This window comes from Streptomyces sp. Inha503 (assembly GCF_047215865.1).
Lineage (GTDB): Bacteria > Actinomycetota > Actinomycetes > Streptomycetales > Streptomycetaceae > Streptomyces > Streptomyces lycopersici.
Genome location: NZ_CP178360.1, coordinates 10,946,372 through 10,968,366, shown reverse-complemented (window position 1 = coordinate 10,968,366; position 21,995 = coordinate 10,946,372). Strand labels below are relative to the sequence as shown.

Here is a 21,995-nt window from a genome sequence, read left to right as displayed (position 1 = left end):
GATCGGCGGGCAGGTGTGGCTTCGTGGATGCGCCGTGGTGGCGGCCGCTGGTCGGATCACGACGTCCCGAACTCCTCATCGATGAAGGCGAAGAGTTCGTCGGCCGCCGCCGTCTCCAGGTGGTCGGCGACACCGTCCACATCGCCGGAGCCATTGGCCGCTCCGCCGGCCTGGCCGTCCGGCACCGGAACGCCACGGCCGCCGTCCCACTGGGACAGCAGGCGCTTCAGTCGGTCGGCCACCATCGCGCGGGTGGCGTCGTCGGCCGAGGTGTCCGTGCCGAGCAACGCGACTTCCAGCCGGTCGAGTTCGGCAGCCACATCCGGCGCGTCGTCCGCCGCCACGGGGGCGATCTCCGCACCCAGGTGTCCGGCCAACGCCGCTGGCGTCGGGTAATCGAAGATGAGCGTGGCGGGCAGGCGTAGCCCGCTGGCCGCGTTCAGCCGGTTGCGCAACTCGACCGCGGTGAGCGAGTCGAAGCCCAGCTCCAGGAAGCCACGATCGGTATCCACCGCGGACGCCGTCCCATGACCGAGCACCGTGGCAGCGTGCTCCTGGACCAAACGCAGCAGCATCCGCCGCCGCTCCCCCTGACCAAGCCCGGCCAGCCGCCGCGCCAACGACGCCTCCTGCGAACCAGCCTCTTCCTGGACCGATGCACGCCGGGGTGTAACGGACCGTCGTACGAGTCCATTCAGCAACGGCGGTACGGGCGAGGCATCGGCGGTGGCCGCCAACTGGCCGAGATCGAGCTGAGCGGGCACCACCACCCCCTCGGCCAGCCGACCCGCCGTGTCAAACAGCCGCAGCCCCTCCTCGGAGGAGAACGGCACCAATCCGCCCCGCGTCATCCGCGAGATGTCCGCCTGATCGAGATGTCCGGTCATCCCGGAGCGCTCAGCCCACAGACCCCAGGCAAGCGACACTCCCGGCAGACCCATCGCCCGGCGCCGCTGAGCCAGCCCGTCCAGGAACGTATTGGCGGCGGCGTAGTTCGCCTGTCCCGCGGCCCCCAACACCCCGGCGGCCGACGAGAACAGGGCGAACATGGCCACATCGAAACGGCGCGTCAACTCGTGCAGATGCCACGCCCCATCGACCTTCGCCCGCAACACCGCGTCCAGCCGCTCCGGCGTCAGCGACGTCACCGTGCCGTCATCCAGGAGACCCGCGGCGTGAACCACACCGGTCAGACCGTGTCCATCGGGGAGGTCGGCCAGCAGACCTGCCAGCGCGTCACGGTCGGCGACATCGCAGGCGGCGACCGTGACCGAGGCACCCAACGCCGTCAGCTCCGCCTCGAGCTCCGTCAGACTCTCCGCCGCCCGGCCACGACGGCTGACCAGCAGCAGCCGGCGCACGCCGTGCTCCGCCACCAGATGCCGGGCGACCAGACCACCCAGAACACCACCGGCACCGGTGATCAGCACCGTCCCCTCCGGATCCAGCGCGGCCGGCACACTCAGCACCAGCTTGCCCACATGGCGCGCCTGGCTCATGAACCGGAACACCTCAGGAGCCCTGCGCACATCCCACACCCGTGCGGGCAACGGCTCCAGCTCACCTCGTTCGAAGAGGGCCACGATCTCCGCGAGCATCTCCCCGATACGCTCCGAACCCGCCTCGGCCAGGTCGAACGCCCGGTACATCACCCCCGGATGCGCCGCGGCCACCTCCTGGGCCGACCGCACATCCGTCTTGCCCATCTCGATGAACCGCCCGCCCTCACCCAGCAACCGCAGCGACGCGTCCACGAACTCACCGGCCAAAGAATCCAGGACCACATCCACACCACGACCACCCGAGGCAGCCCTGAACCGCTCCTCGAACTCCAACGTCCGCGACGACGCGATATGCGCATCGTCCAGCCCCAGACCACGCAGGACATCCCACTTCGCCTCACTCGCGGTCGCGAACACCTCCACACCCCACGCCCGCGCCAACTGCACCGCCGCCATCCCCACACCACCAGCAGCCGAATGCACCAACAGCGACTCACCACGCCGCAGGCCCCCCAACTCCCGCAACCCGTACAAAGCCGTTCCGAAGACGACGGGGATGGGTGCGGCCTGGGTGTAGGACCAGCCATCCGGGATGCGCACCAGGCCGCGGTGGTCCACCACGACCAGCGGTCCGAAACCACCGGTCCACGAGCCCATGACCCGGTCGCCGACGGAGAGAGACGTGACACCGGAACCGGTGGCCACGACCACGCCGGCTCCCTCGCTCCCCATCATGGCCCCGGGGTCCGGGTACATGTTCAGGGAGATCAGGACATCGCGGAAATTCATGCCCGCGGCCCGCACGGCGACCCGGACCTCGTGCTCGCCGAGCTCCGCGGTGACATCCGTGGCCGGGGCCAGCCTCAGCCCCTCCAGCGTGCCCGCTCCCGACGGCTCCAGCCGCCACGCCTCCCCGCCATCCGGCGGCGTCAGCACACCCCTCGCGGCGCCGGGCGCCAAACGGGGCACCAGCACCTCCGCATCGCGCACCGCGAGCTGCGGCTCCCCGGTCGCCACCGCCCGGTGCACCACGGCAAGCGACGCCTCGACACCGTCCACATCCAGCAAAACGAACCGGTCCGGATGCTCCGCCTGCGCCGACCGCACCAGCCCCCAGACCGGGGCCGCCGCCAGATCACGCGGATCCACACCATCCTCGGTCGCCAGCGCACCCCGAGTGACGAACACCAGCCGCGCCCCGGCGAACACGTCCTCCGCCAGCCACGCCCGCACCACGTCCAAAGTCCGGTGGGCCACCGCCCGCGCCGCCGGAACGACATCCTCACCGGGACCGGAGGACACCGTCACAAACACCAGCTCCGGCATCGGAGCACCCGATCCCACATGCGCCGCCAGAGCGGCCAGGTCGGTGTGTTCCTCCACCGACCCGTCGGCCGCCTTCAACGCCCGGGCCAGGCCGAAGACATCCGGTCCGGCCACGGCGCACTGGTCGGTGGCGGGGGCGGGGTCGACAGTGGGGGCCGCGATCCACTCCAGCCGGTACAGCGACTCGTCGTCGCCGGCGGACGACGCGAGCTGCGCCTCCGAGACCGGCCGGGTGACCAGCGCGTCCGCCGACGCCACCAGCGCACCGGCGGCATCCGCCACGAGCACCGACATCCCCTCGGCGCCCGTACGGGTCAGCCGTACCCGCAGAGAGGTCGCGCCCGTGGCATACAGCGACACGCCACTCCACACGAACGGCAGCCGGATTCCCTCCGCCTTCCCGCCTCCCTCGGCGGCGGCGGACACCAGCCAGGCGTGCAGCGCCGCATCGAGCAGCGCCGGATGCAGCCCGAACCGGGCCGCCTCCGCCCGCGACTCCTCCGGCAGCGCCACCTCCGCGAACACCTCATCACCCTTGCGCCACACGGCGCGCAACCCCTGGAACACCGGCCCGTACGCCAGCCCGGTGGCCGCCACCTCCTCGTAGAAGCCCGCAGTTTCGAGCGCTTCCGCCCCCGCCGGAGGCCATGCCTCCAGGCCCACCGGGCCCGTCGCCCTGTCGGCGGCCGACGCCAGGGCCAGCGCACCCTTCGCATGGCACGTCCACGACGCGTGCGGGCCATCGACACGGCGGGAATACACGCTGAACTCGCGCAGCCCATCCTGTACCGGCCCGCTCACCACCAGCTGCACCTGGACCGCCCCCTCCTCGGGCAGCACCAGGGGCGCCTCCAGCGTCAGCTCCTCCAACCGGTCACAACCCACCGCGTCACCGGCCCGCGACGCCAACTCGACAAACGCCGTACCCGGCAGGATGACCCGGCCCAACACCGCATGGTCGGCGAGCCAGGGATGCGTACGAAGCGACAGCCGACCGGTCAGCAGGAAACCGTCCGAGTCGGGCAGCGGCACGGCGGCCCCCAGCAACGGATGCCCGGCCGAGTCCAGCCCCACCGACGCCACATCACCAGCGCCGTTGATGGCCTCGGGCTCCAGCCAGAAGCGCGTGCGCTGGAAGGCATACGTCGGCAGCTCCACACGCTTCGCGCCGGTCCCGGCGAACACCCCCGCCCAGTCGACGGACACACCGCCCACATACGCCTCGGCCACAGAGGTCAGGAAACGCTCCAGGCCGCCTTCCTCACGGCGCAGCGAACCCACGGCGGTGACGTGCGTGGCGTGGTCCTCGGCCGTCTGCTCAACCCCCATGGTGAGCACCGGATGGGCACTGGCCTCGATGAACACCTGGAAACCGTCGGCCAGCAGGACACGGACGGTCTCGTCGAAACGCACCGTCTGACGCAGATTCCGGTACCAGTACGCGGCGTCCAGACCGGCCGTGTCCAGCACCCCGCCGGTCACCGTCGAATAGAACGGCACCGACGACGAGCGCGGGGCGATTCCCGCGAGGATCTGCTGAAGCTCGTCCTCGATGGCCTCGACATGAGCGCAGTGGGAGGCGTAATCCACCGGCACGCGCCGCGCCCGGATCCCCTCGCCCTCGCAGGCCGCGAGCAGCTCGTCCAACGCGTCGGCGTCACCGGACACCACGACCGCCGAAGGCCCGTTCACCGCCGCCACCGACAACCGCTCGCCCCACGCCGCAAGCCGCTCCCGCACCGAGTCCACGGGCAGCGACACGGACACCATCCCGCCCAGCCCCGACAACGCCCGCAGCGCCTTGCTCCGCAGCGCCACCACCCGCGCGGCGTCCTCCAGCGACAACGCACCCGCCACACACGCCGCCGCGATCTCACCCTGCGAGTGGCCGATGACCGCCGCGGGCTCCACCCCGTACGAACGCCACAACTCCGCCAACGACACCATCACCGCCCACAACACGGGCTGCACCACATCCACCCGCTCCAACGCCTCCGCGGCGCCCTCGCTACCCCGCAGCACATCCGCGAGCGGCCAGTCCACGAACGGCGCCAGCGCGGCCGCGCACTCACCGATCCGCTCCGCGAACACCGGCGAAGACTCCAGCAACCCCGCCGCCATCCCCACCCACTGCGACCCCTGACCAGGGAAGACAAGCACTGCCTGGTCCCGGGCGGCCGCCACCCCCCGTACCACACCAGGCGACACGTTCCCCTCGGCCAACGCACCCAGGCCGTTCATGAGGCCGTCCCCGTCGCCCGCCAGCACCACCGCGCGGTGTTCGAACACACTGCGCGTGGTCGCCAACGACAGCCCGACATCGGCGGGCGAGACCTCTCCGCGCTCGCGCACATGCGCAAGCAGCCGCTCCGCCTGCGCCTCCACCGCGGTCTCCGACCGTCCGGAGATCACCAACGGCGTGATCTCCGGAAGTCCCCCGGCCGGGGCCTCGTCATCGGCGGCAGGGCTGGGAGCGTCGTCGAGCGGGGCCTGCTCCAGTACGGCGTGGGCATTGCTGCCACTCATCCCGAAGGAGGAGACCGCCGCACGCCGCGGCCGTCCCGTCTCCGGCCAGGGCATATCGTCCGTCAGCAGGCGCACTCCGCCCGCGGACCAGTCCACATGCTGCGACGGCTCATCGACGTGCAGCGTCTTCGGCAGCGCGCCGTGCCGCATTGCCATGACCATCTTGATGACACCAGCCACACCGGCCGCCGCCTGCGCGTGGCCGATGTTCGACTTCACCGAGCCGAGCCACACCGACTGGTCCGCGGGCCGGTCCTGGCCGTAGGTGGCCAGCAGGGCCTGCGCCTCGATGGGATCGCCCAGCGGAGTGCCGGTGCCATGCGCCTCGACCGCGTCCACCTCGGCCGCCGACAGCCCGGCGTTCGCCAGCGCCGCGCGGATCACCCGCTGCTGAGACGGGCCGTTCGGGGCGGTCAGGCCGTTGGACGCACCGTCCTGGTTCGTCGCCGAACCCCGGACGAGGGCCAGCACCTCGTGCCCATTGCGTCTGGCATCCGACAGCCGCTCCACCAGCAGCAGCCCGACGCCCTCGGCGAATCCGAAGCCGTCGGCGCGATTGCTGAACGCCTTGCACTTGCCGTCCGCGGACAGCGCGCGCTGACGGCTGAAGTCCACCAGCGCGACCGGTGTGGACATCACCGTCGCACCACCGGTCAGCGCCATGTCGCACTCACCCTGGCGCAGCGCCTGGACCGCCAGGTGCAGCGCGACCAGCGACGACGAGCACGCCGTGTCCACTGTCACGGCGGGCCCCTCGAGGCCGAAGGTGTAGGAGATCCGGCCCGAGGCCACGCTGGCCGCGCTGCCCATGCCGAGGTAGCCCTCAAAGCCGGCGGGGGCGTTCCCTTCCAGACGGGCACCGTAGTCGTTGTACATGACGCCGACGAAGACGCCGGTCCGGCTTCCCTTCGCCGTCTCGGGAGCGATACCGGCCCGCTCGAACGCCTCCCACGACGTCTCCAGCAGCAGTCGCTGCTGCGGGTCCATCGACAGCGCCTCACGCGGCGAGATCCCGAAGAACTCCGGGTCGAATTCGTCCGCCTCATAGAGGAAGCCACCGTTGCGGACGTAGTACGTGCCCTCATGCGAGGGGTCCGGGTCGTATGTGGACTCGAGGTCCCAGCCACGGTTGGACGGGAGCGGCGACGTGGCATCGGTGCCCGACATCACCAGCTGCCACAGCTCTTCGGGCGTACGCACCGCACCGGGGAATCGGCAACTCATGGCCACGATCGCGATCGGTTCGTCGTCCGTGCGCGACGCGGCCCCGAAGGACCCGCCCCCAGGTACCGCGATGGTCCTGTCCTGGGAGCCGAGGATCTCCGAGCGCAGATAGCCCGCCAGTACCGTCGGGTTCGGGTAGTCGAAAACGAGTGTCGCCGGGAGGCGCAGACCCGTTTCCGCGCTCAGACGTGCCCGCAGGTCCACGGCGGTGAGCGAGTCGAAGCCCAGGTCTTTGAAGGGGCGTCCCACCTCCACGGCGTCCGACTTGGCGTGTCCCAGGACGGCGGCCACATGGACGCGGATCAGCTCTTCGAGCAGGAACTGTTCCTGATCCGCCTCGGACATGCTGACCAGTCGCCGCCGCAGGCGGGCGGCGATCTCGTCCGCGTCCGCGTCTCCGGCGCCCGCGACACGCCGGACGGCCATCCCCGGTACGACGTTGCGGAAGAGGGCGGGGAGCTCGGCACCCCGCGCGCGCAGCGCCGCGATGTCCGGCCGGAAGAGAACGGGTACCGCCACGTCCGAGGCCAGAGCGGCGTCGAACAGCTCAAGCCCCTCGTCCGTGGCCAGTGGCAGCACGCCCGAGCGGGATATCCGCCGGATGTCATCCTCGCCGAGGTGTCCGGTCATGCCGCTGGCCTCGGCCCACAGACCCCACGCCATCGACACCCCGGGCAGCCCCTGAGCCCGGCGCCACGACGCCAGGCCGTCCAGGAACACATTCGCCGCCGCGTAGTTGCTCTGCCCCGCACCGCCCAGCACACCGGTGGCCGAGGAGAACAGCACGAACGCCGACAGGTCCATCCCCGCGGTCAACTCATGCAGATTCCACGCCGCGTCCACCTTCGCCCGCAACACCGGCTCAACCCGCTCACGGGTCAACGACGTCAACAGCCCGTCATCGAGCACACCCGCCGCATGCACCACACCACTCAGACCAAAACCCTCCGGCAACCCCGACAACACCCCCGCCAGAGCCTCACGATCCGCGGCATCACACGCCGCGATCACCACCTCGGCACCAACAGCCTCCAACCCGGCCCGCAACTCGGCCGCACCCGCCGCATCCGCACCACGACGAGACAACAACACCAGCTTCCCGACACCATGCCGCGCCACCAAATGCCGCGCCACCAAACCACCCAGCACACCGGTACCACCCGTCACCAGCACCGCACCCGAACCAAACCCACCCGACTCCGGAGCGTCACCCGAAGGCAACGACCGGCCCAAACGCGGCACCCGCACCGCACCCGACCGCACCACCACCTGCTCCTCACCCAGAGCAAGCACCCCGGGGAGAACGTCCGCGACTCCCTCCACGTCATCGGTGTCCACCAGCACCAGGAGCCCGGGATTCTCCGCCTGCGCGGACCGCACCAGACCCCACACCGCAGCCCCCGCCAAATCCCCTACGCCATCGCCCGCATCAACAGCGCCCCGGGTCACCACCACCAACCGCTCACCCGCACGGTCCTCATCCGCCGCCCACGCCTGGACCCACTCCAAGACCTCAAGGACCCGCCCGTACACCTCGCCCACCACATCCGCACCGCCGGAGGCGACCCGCACAACCTCTGTCCCCGGCGGGACCTCACCCGCCACCACCGCCGCGGGCGCGTCCACCCACTCCACCCGGAACAGCGCATCCCGCGCCACCCCGCCCACGGCGTTCAGCTGATCCGCGTCAACCGGTCGCAGGACCAGCGACTCGACCGACGCAACCCCACGCCCCGACTCATCCCCCACCAGCACCGACACCGCATCCGACCCAGCACCCGTCGGCGCCACCCGCACCCGCAGCGATGTCGCACCCACCGCCTCCAGAGAAAACCCACGCCAGGAGAACGGCAGCAGACTCCCCGAACCACCGCCCAGACCCTCGCTCACACCCATCGCATGCAACGCCGCGTCGAACAACGCCGGATGCAGCCCAAACCGGCCCGCCCGCTCCCGCTCACCCTCCGGAAGCTCGACCTCCGCGAACACCTCACCATCACGCCGCCACGCACGCTTCAACCCCTGGAAAACCGGCCCATACCCCAACCCGTTCTCCGCCGCCCGCACATACTCACCCGACACATCAACCGACTCCGCCCCCACCGGAGGCCACACACCAAAGTCGAACCGCACCTCGGAACCGGGCACGGCCGAACCCAGCACACCATGAGCATGCCGCGTCCACGCGACGCCCTCACCGTCCGCTTCGTCCCGCGAGAACACACTCACCTCACGGAAGCCGGAAGCGTCCGCCTCCCCCACCTCTACCTGAAGTTGTACGCCGCCCTTCGCGGGCACGATCAGCGGCGCTTCCAGGATCAGTTCCTCAACCCGGCCACAGCCGACCTGATCGCCCGCCCGTACCACCAGCTCCACGAACGCCGTCCCGGGCAGCAACGTCACCCCGTGGACGGCGTGATCCGCCAGCCACCCATGCGTGGCCAGCGACAGCCGCCCGCTCAGCAGCATTCCGCCACCACTGGCCAACGACACCACCGCACCCAGCAACGGATGCCCCAGCGAGCCCAACCCCACCGAACCCACATCGCCCGCGCCCGCCGGAGTGTCAAGCCAGAAGCGCTCCCGCTGGAAGGCGTAGGTGGGCAGTTCCACGCGGCGGGCACCGTGGCCGGCGAACACCTTCCGCCAGTCAACACTGGCCCCGCTGACATGGAGTTCGGCGACGGAGGTCAGGAACCGCTCGGGCCCGCCCTCATCCCGTCGCAGCGTGCCGACGACGACCGCCTGGGCCTCGGCAGCCTCGACGGTCTGCTGCAACGGCAGCATCAGTACGGGATGCGGGCTCGCCTCGATGAAGACGGTGTGGCCGTCGTCCAAAAGCTTGCGGGTGGTGACCTCCAGCTCGACGGTCTGGCGGAGGTTGCGGTACCAGTACTCCGCGTCCAGCCCTGCGGTGTCCACCAGCTCACCGGACACCGTCGAGTAGAACGGCACCTCCGACGAACGCGGCTGAAGGTCCGCCAGAACCTTCAGCAGCTCCTCGCGGATCCCCTCCACATGCGCCGAGTGCGACGCGTAGTCCACCGGAACCCGGCGAACCCGCACCTCCTCACCCTCCAGCCGGGCCACCATCTCATCCAGCGCACCCGGATCACCCGACACCACGACCGAGCCGGGACCGTTGACCGCCGCCACCGAGATCGCGCCGTCCCAGGCGGCGATACGCTCCTTGGCCGCATCCGCCGACAGGCCGACCGACACCATGCCACCACGACCCGCAAGACCCACCGCGATCGCCTGCGACCGCAACGCCACCACCTTCGCGGCATCCTCCAACGACAACGCACCCGCCACACACGCCGCCGCGATCTCACCCTGACTGTGACCCATCACCGCATCCGGCTCGACACCCACCGAACGCCACAGCCTCGCCAGCGACACCATCACCGCGAACAACACCGGCTGCACCACATCCACCCGGTCAAAACCAGGAGCACCCTCAACCCCACGCAGCACATCCGTCAACGACCAGTCCACATACGCCGACAGCGCCGACTCACACTCACCAATCACCTCCGCGAACACCGGCGAGGACTCCAACAACCCCACCGCCATCCCCACCCACTGCGCCCCCTGACCCGGGAACACAAACACCGACCGGCCAGGCGTCTCGGCGTCCTTCCCCCACACCACACCGGGGAGCTTCACCCCCTCGGCCACCGCCCCCAGACGCTCAAGGAGCTCCTCACGGCCAGCCCCGGTCACCACGACACGCTGCTCGAAGGCGAACCTGGTCGTCGCCAGCGAGAGCGCCACATCGGCGGCGCCCAACTCCGGACGCTCCGCCACGAACTCCCGCAACCGCCCGGCCTGCGCCCGCAACGCGGCATCACTCTTACCCGACACCACCCACGCCACCGGACCCGTGATGCCCGCGACACCACCGTCAGCGGACTCCTCGACCTCGACCTCGGCCGCCTCGACCTCCGGAGCCTGCTCCAAGATCACATGCGCGTTCGTCCCGCTCACACCGAACGACGACACACCAACCCTGCGCGGCTCGCCCGTCTCCGGCCACGCCCGCGCCTCGGTCAACAACTCGACCTGGCCCTCGGACCAGTCCACGTGGCTCGACGGAGCGTCGACATGCAGCGTCTTCGGCAGCACACCATGCCGCATCGCCAGCACCATTTTCATGACACCGGCAATACCAGCAGCGGCCTGCGTGTGGCCGAGGTTCGACTTCAGCGAGCCCAGCCACAGCGGCCGCCCCTCCGGCCGGTCCTGCCCGTACGTGGCCAGCAGCGCCTGCGCCTCGATCGGGTCACCCAGCGACGTACCCGTACCGTGCGCCTCAACCGCGTCGATCTGGCCGGGGGTCAGCTCGCAGTTCTCCAGGGCCTGCCGGATGACGCGGCGCTGTGACGGACCGTTGGGGGCCGTCAGACCGTTGCTCGCGCCGTCCTGGTTCACGGCGGAGCCGCGCACCACCGCGAGTATCTGGTGCCCGTTGCGCCGGGCGTCGGACAGCCGCTCCACCAGCAGCACACCGATGCCCTCGGACCATGTGGTGCCGTCGGCTCCGTCGGCGAACGCCTTGCACCGGCCGTCGACGGCCAGGCCGCGCTGCCGGCTGAAGGTGACAAAGCCCTCGGGACTCACCATGACCGTGGCACCGCCGACCAGCGCCATGGAGCACTCGCCCTGGCGCAGCGACTGAGCGGCCAGATGCAGGGCGACCAGCGCCGATGAGCAAGCGGTGTCCACGGTCAGCGCGGGGCCCTCGAAGCCGAAGGTGTAGGAGACACGGCCCGAGGCGATGCTGGTGGTGGCGCTGTTGTGGAGGTACGGCTCGATCTCGTCCGGGATCTGCACGGCATCGGACGCGTAAGTAGTGTGCATGGCACCGGTGAAGACGCCTGTCTGGCTGCCATGCAGTGACGCGGGGTCGATGCCCGCCCGCTCCAACACCTCCCACGACGTCTCCAGCAGCAGCCGCTGCTGGGGGTCCATGGCCAGGGCCTCACGAGGCGAGATGCCGAAAAACGCGGAGTCGAATTGGTCCGCGTCGTGGAGGAAACCGCCTTCGCGAACGTAACTGGTACCCGGATGTTCCGGGTCCGGATTGTAGATCCCCTCCACGTCCCAGCCACGGTTTGTCGGGAAGGGCGAGATCGCGTCCGATCCGTCGGCGACCAGCTGCCACAGCGCTTCCGGAGAATTCACTCCACCAGGAAATCGGCAGGCCATACCGATGATCGCAATGGGCTCGGTGGCCGAACTGGTCAGCTGGCGGTTCTGACGCCGGAGCCGCTCGATTTCCTTGAACGACTTGCGCAGCGCTTCAACGGCCTTGTTCTGGTTGGATGCAGCAGGCATCAAAAACTCCACACTAAACACGTCGTTCGCTGGAAGAGCGCAACGGCCCTGAAAGTTATGAAAACACGGTTCGCCAGACGGACACCGGCCACACTAGCTCTGCCCGCGTAAGGGAAACCCTAGAAACCCACTCGGGCGTGGCTGACACCCCGGGGCGTGTTCCCGGGGTTTGGTTTCAGTAGCGTTTCACCGGCCGTGTGACTCTTGCCACTATGCGTTTCTCCGCCGCTATTCATGCCCCCGAAATTTCATGCGCTGTTTTCACACGGCAGGGTCTTCTTCCACACGGATCGCACCGGTCGGGCAGCGGGATACGACCTCTCGCAGAACGTCCAGCCGTCCGGTGTCGGGCTGTGCGTCGAGCAGAACGACGGAGCCGTCCTCGTCGCTCTGGTCGAACAGGTCAGGCGCGATCAGCGCGCACTGGCCGGCCGAACAGCACACCTCACGGTCGGCGGTGATCCTCATCGGGTCTCAGTCCTACCTTGATTGTTTGTGGTATGTCTTGCGGGCCCACTTGCTTGACGGACGATGCGGGAACTCCACATCGTCCGTCACATCCACCGCTTGGTATCCCGATCAGTCGTCCCAGGTGACGGGGAGCGACCTGGGGCCGTAGTGCACGAAGTCGTCGCGCATGGGGACCTCGTCGCCCGGCACGGCAAGTCGCAGCGTGGGGAACCTGTCGAACAGGGCCTCGTAGCCGACACGCAGGATCGTGCGGGCGAGGTGCTGACCGAGACACTGGTGGACGCCGTGGCCGAGTGCCAGGTGACCGTGGTCCGTACGGCCGATGTCCAGCTGATCGGGGTTGTCGTAGCGCTCGGGGTCGCGGTTGACGGCGGGGAGGGCGACGGTGACCACCTCGCCCTTCTTGATGCTCTGACCGGCGAACTCGACGTCCTCCAGCGCCCACCGGCTGGCCCCGAGGTGGGAGATGGTGAGGAAGCGGAGGAGCTCCTCGACGGCAGCCCCCATCAGCTCCTGGTCCTCGCGGAGCTTGGCCAGTTGATCGGGGTGCTCGAGCAGGGTGAAGACGCCCATGGCGAGCATGTTGCCCGTGGTGTCGAAGGCCCCGTTGATCAACGTGGCGGCCATGCCCATGAGTTCTTGCTCATTGAGCTGCCCGCCCCGGATCAGGTCTCCGAGGAGGTCGTCCCGGGGGTCGTCCATCCTGATGGGGATGAAGCGGGCCAGGAATCCATTCATCCCGGAGACAGCGCCGAGCGCCTCGGGAACGGTACAGGAGAGCCGTCCGAGTGTTTCCACGTGCCGCTGGAGGGTCTTCCGCTCCGATTCGGGGATGCCGATCATCTCGCACATCACCCGGGAGGGAACGGAATCGGTAAAGACGTCCACCAGATCGGCGCCCGGCCCGGCCTTTTCCAGGTCGTCGAGTTGTTCGTGCACGATACGCTCGATCATGGGGGCGAGCTGACGCGTGCGCCGGACCGTGAAAAAGCCGGTGACCAGTTTGCGGTACTGACTGTGGCTCGGGTCGTCCGTCTTCGCGAAGGCGCCGGGGTCGGCCGGGCGGCCGTCGTACTGCAACTCGGTGGGGACGGGAGAAACCAACCCCTCCTGCCGCGCGCTGAAGCTCTTATGGGTGAGCAGTTCCTTCGCTTCGGCATGGCGCAGGACGAGCCACCCGGGCGTGCCGCCCGGATAAGTCATGCGCGTTATCCGCTCCTGCTCGCGCAGGGGGGCGTAACCATCCGGAGGATTGAAGGGGCGGCTCCGCTTGGTAGGCATTGGCACAGGGGGGTGCGGGGCGTCGACCAAGACTCCTCCATCGATTGCATAACCCATGTAGCGAGGTCGTCGGCGGCTACACCGGCTGGCTCGATGTCGATGCTAGCTTCGCCGTCGGCCCGATAACGCACCGCAAGGCCCCTGCGGACAACTTCTGCAAATTCCCTTAGACAAAGGCGGGAGCTGTTGACCCCGTGCGCGCGGGTGCACTCACCGCGCGGACCGCGACGTCTGAGCGTGGCCGTCCCACCGCCTCCCTACCCCGGATGCGCTGTGTCCAACCACCCCTGTTGGCTGTCGGTCCACCGCCCTGCTCGGCCCTCTGTGACCGAGAGGCTTTCCCACGCTCGTGGAGACGCCGGGAGAACACGGGAGTGACGGGCCCGTCACGCCCATGCTGCCACCCTCGTCGGGGAGTGTCAGCGGGACGCCACGTTCCTGTCGGCACCGACACGCGTGGGAGGGGTTCCGTCCGATGCCACCGCCGAAGGCTCTCGCCCCGCGGCCCAGGGCGTCGAAGACGGTATCGGCCCCCGCACAGGATCGGCCAGAGGTGCGCGACCCCGGTCGCTCCCGGGCACACGACTTCGGTCATCCCCAGGTGCCGCTGTCCAACGCGGCGGTGACCGCGGCCTTGTCCGGCGGACGCGGACCCGCGGCGCCGCCGCCCTCCTCCACCGGAGTGCGGCCCGCCGGACAGGACACGGTCGGCAATGGCGCGGTCGCGGCGGCCCGCCGCACCGAAACCGCCCCTCGGCAGCAGCCGCCCACGGCCGAAACGGCGCGGGTGGAGACGGCGGAGACGGCGCCCGCCGCTGCGGCCTCCCCCACCGCCCCCGAGGTCAAGGCGCGTCCCGGCCCGGGAGCGGACCCGAAGTTCGCGACGCTCAAGAAGGACGTACGGCGCAAGAAGCGCTCGGTGGCGGCCTCGCACCCGCCCCCGAAGGCGGAGGCCGGGGCCGCGCAGGACGCCGCCCGGCCACCGAAGGACGACGAAGAGGCGCAGGGCAAGACCGCCAACGCCGAGAAGATGAACGAGGCCAAGCCGAAGGACTTCGACAAGGACGCGTTCATCAGGGCGGTCGAGAAGGCGATCGCCGAGAAGGCACCGAAGAACCTCGACGAGGCGGACAAGTTCGCCGACTCCGGCAAGGCCGATGAGGTGCGCGCGGAGGTGCACGGCAAGGTCGGCGAGGGAAAGGCGGACTCGGCCGAGCAGATCGCCACGACCACCGCCGCCCCGCCGGACACCTCGGCGGCCGTCCCCAAGAAGGTCGTACCCCTGACGCCGGACCGGCCCCCTGGGACCCCGGGCACACCCAACCCGGCGAACGCCGTACCGGACAAACTGCCGCCGTCGGCCACAGACCTTTCCGCCGGCCCCGCACGGGTCGACCGGCAGATGGCGGACGCGCAGGTCACCGAGGCGCAGCTGAAGAAGTCCAACGAGCCGACGTTCAAGAACGCCCTGGGCGAGAAGAAGGCCGCCGAACGGCACTCCGAAGTGGCCCCCGGCCGAATGCGCGGGCATGAGAAGAAGGAGCTCAACGCGGCCACCGCGCAGGCGAGGCGGCTCGGCGCCGCCGCCATGGGCGCGATGGGCGCCCAGCGGGTGCGCACCGGTCAGCAGGTCGGGACGGGCAAGTCCGGTGCCAAGGGGCGGGACGAGGAGAAGCGGGCCCAGGTCACGGCGGTCCTGCAAGGGGTCTTCGACACGATGAAGAAGGATGTCGAGGCCATTCTCAACGGCCTCGACAAGCTGGTCGACGACCAGTTCGGCCGGGGTGAGAAGGCGGCGCGGGACGCGTTCACCGCGGAGCACCAGCGGAAGATGGACGAGTACAAGGACCGCCGGTACTCGGGTGTGACGGGCAAACTCCGCTGGGTGCGGGACAAGTTCGCCGGGCTGCCCGCCGAAGCCGACAAGATCTTCGAGGAGGCCCGCGACAACTACGTCCGCCGGATGCGGCAGGTGATCTCGGATGTCGCCGACACCATCGGCACCGAGCTGAACCGGGCCAAGCGCCGTATCGCGCAGGGCCGGGGCGAGCTGCGGGACGCGGTGCGCAAGCTTCCGCCCGAGCTGCGGTCCATTGGGCAGCAGGCGGCCGCCGAGTTCGCCGACAAGTTCGATGAGCTCACCCAGTCCGTGGACGACAAGGGCACGCAACTCGTCGACACGCTGGCCACCAAGTACACCGACGCGCTCAAGTCCGTGGACGACGAGATCGCGGCGGAGAAGGAGAAGAACAAGGGCCTGGTGGCCAAGGCCGTGGACGCCGTCAAGGCCGTGATCAACACCATCGTGGAGCTGAAGCGGCTGCTGCTGTCGGTCCTCGCCAAGGCCGCGTCGGCGGTCATGCTGATCCTCAAGGATCCGATCGGCTTCCTGCGCAACCTGGTCTCGGCCGTCGGCGCGGGCTTGCGGCAGTTCCTGCGGAACATCGGCCACCATCTTCATCAGGGCATCCTGTCCTGGCTGCTCGGGAAGACGGCCGAGGCGGGCATCGAACTGCCGGCGAAGTTCGACGTCCAGGGCGTGCTGAAGATGCTCGCCTCCCTGCTCGGACTGACTTGGCAGAACATCCGCTCCCGGATCGTCCGCAAGGTGCCGAAGATGGAACCGGCGGTCGCGGCGGCCGAGACCGCGGTGCCGCTGGTCGCGGAGGTCCGCAAGCGGGGCGTCGCCGGGATGTGGGACGACCTCAAGACACGCGTGGGCGACCTGAAGAAGGACCTGCTGGACAAGGTCATCGCCTACGTCACGCCGACGATCGTCGTCGCCGGGATCATGTGGGTGATCTCGCTGCTCAACCCCGCGTCGGCGTTCGTCCGGGCGGTGAAGCTGATCATCGACATCGTGCGCTTCGTCGTCACTCAGGCGCGCCAGATCATCGAGTTCGTGAACGCCGTACTCGACGCGGTCATCGCGATCGCGCGGGGCGGCAGCGGCGGCGTACCCGGCCTCATCGAAAGCGCGCTGGCCCGCTCCATCCCGGTCCTGCTGGGCGTCCTGGCCGCGATCCTGGGCGTGGGCGGCATCGCCGCGAAGGTCAAGCAGATCGTCCAGGCGATGTCCAAGCCGGTGAACCGAGCGGTGGACTGGGTGATCGACAAGATCGTGGGGCTGGTGAAGAAGCTCTGGTCCAAGATCAAGCTCAAGTTCGAGAAGAAGAAGCCCGAGCCGAAGCCGAAGCGCCGACCGGACCGGAAGCGCCCGCGCCGCCGGACCCGTCCGGACCAGCGGCGCCGCCCCGACCGGCGCAGGCCCAAACGCAGGCGCGACCCGAAGAAGAAGCGGCCCGAGAAGCGGCCGGACAAGCGGACCGAGGCGGACAAGAAGCGCGCCCTGGACGCCGCCGTGCGCGACGCGACGCACTTGCTCAACGAGGAGGCGGCCACGGTCAAGACGGTGCGGCGCGGCCTCGGTCCGATCAAGCGGCGGCACGGCCTCACCCGGATCCAGCTCAAGAAGATCGCGGAGGGCAAGTACCGCATCAGAGTGACCATCAACCCGAGCGAGGACACGCCGGTCGAGACCCTGTCGGAGGACGAGTTCCCGTACAAGATCGCCAGAGCGCAGGGCCGCATGGAGGTCAACAGGTACGGACCGACGGTCGCGCAGTTGCACGAGATCAGGCCCGCCGGGCAGAGCGACGACCCCTTCATCGGCTTCGTCGTCAACATGGCGGCCATTCCCTCCGAGATCGAGAGCAACCCCTCGGTGGCCTTCCGGTATCTGAGTACGGCGTGGGACGTTCCCGGGGGCGGGTCGGAGGACATGGCCGCGGCCAGGACCGCCGTCGTCATCGGCGTCAACGCCTTCGAGGGCCTCAAACCCGAGAAGAACAAGAGCGAGTTGAGCGCGGCCATCGGCATGGTCAATCCGCCGAGCAAGCTCGTCGCGGCCGTCTTCGGCTTCGTCTGGACGCCCCGGTGGGTCCGTGTCCAGGGCGGGAAGGAGCAGGGCAACGCCCCTCTGACCGAGGTGCGCGCGAAGTACCGCGGCCTCGAAACGGACGGCAAGCGGAAGCTCGCGGAGGAGAACGAATCCGGCCTGCGCGACAAGAAGGCGCTTCCCTATGGCGTCTTCCGCCAGCAGGTGCTCGGCTCCTCGTACACCAAGAAGGCCGTGGACATCCTCAGCAAGGCCAACAAGCAGGTCCACATCGTCAGCCAGGACGCCGACACCAGTGTGTCGACCACCAAGGGGATGGGCGTCCTGGCCGCCTACACCAGGGTGCTGGGCGAGATGCGGGAACACCCGCTGCTCACCATCGGGGGCTACACCTTCGAGAACTTCGACTGGAAGAAGGACGCCGATCCCCGCACCGTCCAGCTGACGACGCTCTCCAACCAGGTGGACCGGGCGATCCGGGAGGCCATCGACAAGCGCTACACGCAGATGCTCTACCCGACCGAGCCGAACATGCTCATCAAGGCGTGGGACAAGGAAGGCTCCCCGGGCATCTTCCAGGACCCCCGGACCCAGGGCCTGCTCGGGGCCCAGGGAGAGCTGTACCCCATCGGCGGTGCCGAGGGCCGGAAACTCAAGATCAAATTGATGGAGCTGTTCGGCGACGGCTTCTCCATCGTCTACGCGCCCCTGGCCAGCACGACCACGAGCCCGGCCCCGGGCGACGACAAGCGCGGTCTCTCCGTGACCCCGCGGAAGGTGGTCGGCGCCGAGCGCGGCGAAGGTCTCGATCCGAGGCTGGGCGCGGAGGAGATCGCCCGCCGCAGCCACCGGGCCTACGCCCTGGTGCTCCAGTCGCAGTCCACGGCCAGCGCCACACGGCTCGCACAGGAGTTCATCCTGTCCACCCCGAAGCCGCAGGGCATGAGCAAGAAGGCGTGGGCGAGGCTACAGGCCCAACTCCAGGACATCGTCTTCGTCCATGTCGAAGAGGTCGTCAAGCTGATGGTCGACGATCCCCGGCGGACCGTGCACAGCGTGGTGATCAGAGCGCGCGCCAAGAAGCTCAGGGAGGACGCCAAGCGCCTGGCCCAGACCCTGGCGGAGGCGGGCACACCGCAGGCCGGACAGGTGGTCGAGCAGGCCCGGAAGGTGACGCGCCGGATCATCACCGCGCTGACCGCCGACGCGCTCAAGAATGTCTGGGGCGAGCTCGCCCCGCTGCTGAGGAGCATCATGGAGGCCGAGCGGACCGGAGAGGGGCCGGAGTGACCGAGGACGCGCCGCGGCGTATGCCCGCCGAGCCGTCACGAGACGACTACGCGTCGCTGGCCGGCCTGGCCAGGGCCCGCTACGCGCAGGGGCTCGGGCCCCGCGAGGTGGTACGGGAGTGCTACGGCGTCGGCTTCCCCGAGGAGTTCTTCGTACTCGCCGACGCGGGCCCCCACTCCCTGGACCTCATGGTGGACTTCCCCCTGCTGCCCTGGCGGCTGGCCGTACCCCCCGAGCGCGGTGGCCTGCCCGAGCGGCCCGATCCGATGGCGGACATCACGCGCAGGGTCTTCGCCCGCGACCCGGACCTGGTCCCCCTGTTCGTCGGCGTCAACGTCAACCTCGAGCACGGCGGCCGGGTGCACTGCTACAGCCTCGCCGAGCTCGGGGCGGGCCGGACGACCGTATTCGGGATCTGGAAGGACGTCGAGCCGCACAACGAGGTAGGACGCTGCGGCGATTCCCTGCTCGCCGTCCTGCGCGAGCACCACACGCAGTACGTCGACTGGCTGGAGAACGAGACGTGGGACCCCGCGAACGTGCGGACCGACCCGGTCGACGAGGAGACCGTGGCCGAGATCCGCGAACTGGTCCCGCTGATCGAGGAGTTCCAGCGCCGGGCCGCCTCGCATGGGGGCGGCTGAAGCACCCGGGATTGTCGTGCGTGACCCTCCCCTACCCCGTGGACCGGAGGCCGGGGCTCACGGCCTCGGGGTCGTGGTCTGCGGCGCGGGTGCCATGAGCGGCACCACGCCCGGCACCGCCCGCAGCGCGGCACGGGCCACGGCCGCGTTCCCCGACTGGTCCTGACCGGCCAGCAGCGAGGACCCAACCGTGGCCGGAGGGTGCGCCGCACGGGCCACCGTCGCATTGCTCACGGGCGCCGGAGCGGGACTCGGGGCCGGGTTCGGTGCCGGGCTCGGGGCCGCCCCCTGCCGTACCGCCGTCGCGACCTCCTGCGGGCGGACCGACGGGACCGGGGCCAGCAGGCGGTGGAGGGAGAGCGGGGGTTCGGTGGGCAGCATCGGCTTCACCCCTGGGATGCGTCGTCGAGCAGATGGGCGTGCGGGCCCAGTTCGGTCGGGCGGAGCAGACGGGCCTCGCGTTGGAACTGGCGTGCCACACCACGTACGACATGGCGCATGGCAATCGTATCGCCGCCCCCGTCCGCCGCCGCCAGTGCCGCCGTGCGGGCCGCCGCGGCGATGGCGGCGCCGGTCATGTCCAGGCGGGCCAGGGCGGCCAGGTCCACGTCGGGGGCGAGCGGGGCCTCCCGGGGGAAGGCGAGGCGCCACAGCCGGCGGCGTTCTGCGGCGGCCGGGCGGGGGAAGTGGACGACGAAGTGGAAGCGCCGGGTGAAGGCCGGGTCGATGTTGTCCTTCAGATTGCTGGTCAGGATGACCAGGCCGTCGCTGGCCTCCAGGCGCTGGAGCAGATAGCCGACTTCCAGGTTGGCGTAGCGGTCGGTGCCGTGTTTCACCTCGCCGCGCTTGCCGAACAGCGCGTCGGCCTCGTCGAAGAGCAGCACCGCGTGGCTCTCCTCGGCCTGCCGGAACGCGATCTCCATGTTCTTCTCCGTCTCCCCCACCCATTTGGAGACGACCTGGGCGAGGTCCACCTTGAGCAGTTCAAGGCCGAGCATGCCGGTGACGATCTCGGCGGACATGGTCTTGCCGGTCCCCGGCTCACCGGTGAACAGCGCCTTGACCCCGCCGTGCCCGGAGCGGCGGGCGAAGCCCCAGCTCTCGGCGATCCGGGGCCAGGCGCGGAAGGCCGAGGCGATCTCCAGGATCTGGCGGAACTGGACGTCGGGCAGGACCAGGTCGTCGACGGTGCGGCGGGGCGTGATCGCGTGGACGGCGCTGCCGCCGCGGCCGCGGGTGACGGTGGCGATCGCGGGCTCGACGTGGGCGGCCACCGGCTCCGGGTGTCCGTTGCCGGCCAGGCGCGCCCCGGCGTCCGCGACCGAGGCGACGGCGCGCAGTTCGCCGCCGCTCATCCGGTAGCGGACGGCGAGGTCTTCGAGGAGGGTTCCGTTCAGGTCCGGCAGGGCGGCCGACCACATGGCGCGGCGGTCGGTGAACCCGGGTACGGGCACGGTGAGTTCGGCGTAGGCGCGGGCGGCGAGCAGGGCCGCCGGGCGCCAGGGCCTGAGGCCGGTCAGGCACACCGGTACGCGGGAGCGGAGCAGCGCGGCGGACACCGCGTCGGCGGTGGCCCGCCCCGGCTCGCCGTGCGGATCGTCGGTGGGGATCCACAGCACCGCGCCCAGCACGGCGGCCGTCCGCAGATCGGCCTCGGGGTCGTCGGTCAGGGTGCGCAGCGGTGCCCCGGCGGCCCGGGCCAGCGCCTGTACGGCGTCGAGCTGGCCGTCGGGCGGGCAGCCCCACAGCCCGGCCAGGTCGATATCGCCGGAGCCCAGCGCCCGGCCCAGCCGGGTGAGCCGCTCGGAGGAGAGGTACGGGGACAGCACGCGCGGCTCCGGCGGGGCGACCTCGCCGGGGTCGTGGCCGAGCAGTCCGACATCGCCGCCCCAGCCCAGCAGGAAGTCCAGTACCCCGGGTCCGGGGAGGAGTTCCTGGGCGAGTTCGACCGCGGCCTCGCCGTGTGCGCGCAGCAGTCCGTAGCGGCGCAGCGGCCCGGCCGGGCCGAGGGAGCGGCGCAGGGCGAGGCGTGCGGCCGCGCTGTCCGCGCCCACGGCCAGCAGCAGTTCCACGCTGGGCAGCCGCCGGTTGAGGTTGTCCACGATGTAGGCGTAGATCCGCTCGTAGCCGCGGTCCAGTTCGGGCGCGGCGGCCAGCAGCAGGGCGTCCTGCTCCGCGCGGGTCAGGCCGAACCGGGTGGCGAGCGCGTCCAGCGGCAGGGCCAGGCCCTCGGCGGACGCGCGCCGCCTCAGGTCGCGTTCGGCTTCCGGCTCCGGCGGCGGGGGCGCGTAGGGCTCGGCCATGGTGTCGGTGAAGGCGCGCACCTCGCCGAGAAGTACGTCGACCTGCTCGTCGGTCACGCAGTACGGGGTGAGGTCGGGCCTGGTGAGCCGGGCGGCGAGCCGGGCCTGGCGTTCGACGGCGGCACTGAGCGCCCCGTGCAGGCCGGCCAGCCGTAGCCGCATGTGCTCCACCGCGATTACGCCCATGGGT

At 70.1% G+C, this 21,995-nt stretch carries 7 protein-coding genes; 2 read left to right on the top strand and 5 right to left on the bottom strand.

The features are described 5' to 3' along the window. Positions 1-56 precede the first annotated feature (56 nt). From ACJX2R_RS45640 to ACJX2R_RS45630, 3 genes are all read right to left on the bottom strand, one after another. Positions 57-11,918: an SDR family NAD(P)-dependent oxidoreductase gene (locus tag ACJX2R_RS45640; RefSeq protein WP_413104900.1), complete on the bottom strand. Its 11,862-nt coding sequence runs from the start codon at positions 11,916-11,918 to the stop codon at positions 57-59. Between the two features lie 261 nt (positions 11,919-12,179). Continuing rightward, complete coding sequence (locus tag ACJX2R_RS45635) at positions 12,180-12,386, bottom strand: ferredoxin (RefSeq protein ID WP_413104899.1); 207 nt, start codon at positions 12,384-12,386, stop codon at positions 12,180-12,182. A 111-nt stretch (positions 12,387-12,497) separates the two neighbouring features. Next, the gene (locus tag ACJX2R_RS45630; protein WP_413104898.1) at positions 12,498-13,592 is read right to left on the bottom strand and encodes a cytochrome P450; all 1,095 of its coding nucleotides are present in this window, start codon (positions 13,590-13,592) and stop codon (positions 12,498-12,500) included. Positions 13,593-14,223: 631 nt separating this feature from the next. On the opposite strand from ACJX2R_RS45630, the gene ACJX2R_RS45625 reads away from it, so the two are divergent. Beyond that, the gene (locus tag ACJX2R_RS45625) at positions 14,224-18,858 is read left to right on the top strand and encodes a hypothetical protein (RefSeq protein WP_413104897.1); all 4,635 of its coding nucleotides are present in this window, start codon (positions 14,224-14,226) and stop codon (positions 18,856-18,858) included. Then, complete coding sequence (locus ACJX2R_RS45620) at positions 18,855-19,502, top strand: hypothetical protein (protein ID WP_413104896.1); 648 nt, start codon at positions 18,855-18,857, stop codon at positions 19,500-19,502. Before ACJX2R_RS45625 ends, ACJX2R_RS45620 begins: the two co-directional genes overlap by 4 nt. A 57-nt stretch (positions 19,503-19,559) precedes the next feature. Here the strand turns inward: ACJX2R_RS45620 and ACJX2R_RS45615 are convergent, their stop codons facing one another. Both ACJX2R_RS45615 and ACJX2R_RS45610 read right to left on the bottom strand, forming a co-directional pair. Further along, positions 19,560-19,883: a hypothetical protein gene (locus ACJX2R_RS45615; protein ID WP_413104895.1), complete on the bottom strand. Its 324-nt coding sequence runs from the start codon at positions 19,881-19,883 to the stop codon at positions 19,560-19,562. Between the two features lie 5 nt (positions 19,884-19,888). After that, positions 19,889-21,991, bottom strand: coding sequence for an ATP-binding protein (locus ACJX2R_RS45610; protein ID WP_413104894.1), 2,103 nt, complete (start codon positions 21,989-21,991; stop codon positions 19,889-19,891). Between the last annotated feature and the right edge of the window lie 4 nt (positions 21,992-21,995).